Annotated in this window: 2 protein-coding genes; one reads left to right on the forward strand and one right to left on the reverse strand. The window is 45.2% G+C overall.

Annotated elements, in window-relative coordinates; translation table 11 throughout:
* Positions 1-28: 28 nt before the first annotated feature.
* Complete coding sequence (gene rlmN, locus C7Y66_RS30300) at positions 29-1,054, forward strand: 23S rRNA (adenine(2503)-C(2))-methyltransferase RlmN (RefSeq protein WP_106548365.1); 1,026 nt, start codon at positions 29-31, stop codon at positions 1,052-1,054.
* Between the two features lie 703 nt (positions 1,055-1,757).
* Here rlmN and uvrC read toward each other — a convergent pair.
* The coding region (uvrC, locus tag C7Y66_RS30305; protein WP_146149920.1) for an excinuclease ABC subunit UvrC at positions 1,758-2,732 on the reverse strand (975 nt) is incomplete at its 5' end.

Here is a 2,732-nt window from a genome sequence, read left to right on the forward strand (position 1 = left end):
ACAAGGCGTATCGTCGGCAGCGTCAGATGTGTATAAGAGACAGGGCTTAAACCAAGCACAACTAACCGCCTGGGTACAAGCACAAGGACAGCCAGCTTATCGCGGTAAGCAATTATACGATTGGATCTATCACAAAGGAGCGCGATCGCTATCTGAAATCTCAGTGTTTCCGAAACAATGGCGTAGTAGTGTAGAAAATGTTTCGATCGGGCGATCGCAAATTCATCATCGCACTGTAGCTCCTGATGAGACTGTCAAATACTTACTTCAACTTGCAGATAATCAAATTGTTGAAACTGTAGGTATCCCAACTGACAAGCGCCTTACCGTATGCGTCTCGACTCAAGTAGGGTGTCCGATGGCTTGCGATTTCTGCGCCACGGGTAAAGGGGGCTTTCGTCGCAACCTTGCCCCGCATGAAATTATCGATCAAGTTCTGACAGTCCAATCTGACTTTCAACGGCGCGTCAGCCACATTGTTTTTATGGGTATGGGCGAACCCTTGCTAAATACAGAAAATGTCGTGGCGGCGATTCAATCTCTGAACCAAGATGTGGGTATCGGACAGCGTTGCATGACTCTTTCTACTGTGGGAATTCCAGGGCGAATTCTTAAACTTGCTAAATACCAACTACAAGTTACCTTGGCGGTTAGCCTTCACGCCTCTAACCAAGCTACCAGAGAAAAACTGATTCCCAGCGCCCAAAAGTACTCTCTCCATGACTTACTTTCAGAATGTCGCGAGTACGTGCGTCTTACTGGTCGCCGCGTCACGTTTGAATATATCTTACTTGCTGGGGTAAATGACGGCATAAAACAAGCAGCTGAGCTAGCTCAGCTGCTACGAGGTTTTCAAAGTCACGTCAATCTAATTCCTTACAATCCGATTCGAGAAGCAGATTATCAGCGACCGAGTTCAAGTCAAATTCAGGCTTTTGTTAACGTCCTGAAGCAGCAACAGATCGCTGTGAGCGTCCGCTATTCCCGTGGATTGGAAGCAGAGGCGGCTTGCGGTCAACTACGGGCGCAGCAGCTACAGCCTTCATTGGGTTAATACCCGGCGCATATGCTTCTATAACTTTTCCTGTACGAGCGCACGTCACCATGAGATAGTCACAGCTATTGCATTGCGTGCGTGTTAGTTCGCTACTTAATACATAAAATCTTTCTGCTTCGCTGCCACAGTTGGAGCATCTAATCTGTTGTTTTATTTGCATTTGACAAACCTTTTGAGCCTAAGAATTTTTAAGAAAGAAGAAATAAAAACTGGAAGGTCAATCGAATATATAGTTTGGAACGCGATTGTTGAAATCTAGCTAGTCGATCCAGCTAGGTTTTGTCCGAGACGGTCATTTTTTTTCGTTCCAGTATATATTCTCGCAAGATTTCAGCTCAGTATCCATGCCACTTTTGGTAGAAAATATAAAAAGTTTGCGTGGACACTACTTCGATTTACTGCGATCCCCATGATGAATCCTTTGATTTTGTAGCTTAGATAACAGTGTTAACAGACTTTCTAATGGCAGTGAGCGTTGACTCACTACTAAGATAATCGGTAAACCGATCCCCGAGTCCAATCAATAATTTGACTCACGATCGGGTTTTCTCCTATCAATTTTTAACCATTTATTAAGGTTTGGTTTCCATCGAGAGTTAGATTGCTTGGATACGATCCCCAAGCGAAACAGATAGAAAAACGCCGAGCGCTTTTCTATCTACAAATTGTCAACTTATGTCAAATTAAATAGAAAAATTGGTCAATTTATGCTTTGAGGTGGGTGAAAATAGTTATAAATTTCCCCTGCCAAGCGCGAACCGATACCATCTACTGTTGCCAGTTGCTCGATACTGGCTTGGCGAATGTAGTCGATCGAGTGAAAATGCGCTAGGAGTTGTTTCTGGCGATGGTAGCCCAAACCAGGAATTTCTTCTAAACGCGATCGCCTCATCTTGTCGCTACGCTGCTGGCGGTGGAAACTGACAGCAAAGCGATGTGCTTCATCTCTCAGTCGCCTAAGTAATTGTACTCCCGATTGTTCCGCATCTGTCGCCAAAGGTTGAGATTCGCCTGGTAAAAAAATTTCTTCCCGCTGCTTGGCTAAGCTGACAACTCGCAAGTCTTCCATCAAGTTCATTTCTTGCAGGACAGCTACAACAGAAGATAATTGCCCCTTACCGCCATCAATCATCACTAAATCGGGCCAGTCGGGGTTTCCCACCCGTTGCATTTGCGGATCTTCCACGTATTTACGAAAGCGGCGTTGAATCACTTCCGCTAAACTGGCAAAGTCATCGGAATGACCAGCCGTAACCGTAGGATTTTTAATCTTGTAGTGACGATAGTATTGTTTGGCAGGTAAGCCTTCAACAAACACCACTTGGGATGCAACCGCATTGGAACCCTGAATGTGAGAAATATCGTAGCCTTCAATTCGATGGGGTAAGTCGGGTAAGTCGAGAATGGCGGCTAGATCTTCCATAGCTTGGGAGTTGCGATCGCTCAATTTTTGCGTTCGTGCCAGTTCGTACTCGGCATTTCGTTCTACCATCTCGATCAATTCTGCTTTCAATGCCCTCTGGGGATTCACAATCGTGACTTTCCGCCCCTTACGTTGGCTTAACGCTGTCGCTAGCATCTCCGCTTCCGGTAATTCGTGCTGTACCAGAATTTCTGTAGGAATTTCTACATCGTCAGCAGTTTCATAATGTTGTTCTAAGACGCGCTGTAAGAT

It is taken from the genome of Chroococcidiopsis sp. CCALA 051, from assembly GCF_003015105.1.
GTDB classification, from domain to species: Bacteria; Cyanobacteriota; Cyanobacteriia; order Cyanobacteriales; family Chroococcidiopsidaceae; genus Chroococcidiopsis; species Chroococcidiopsis thermalis.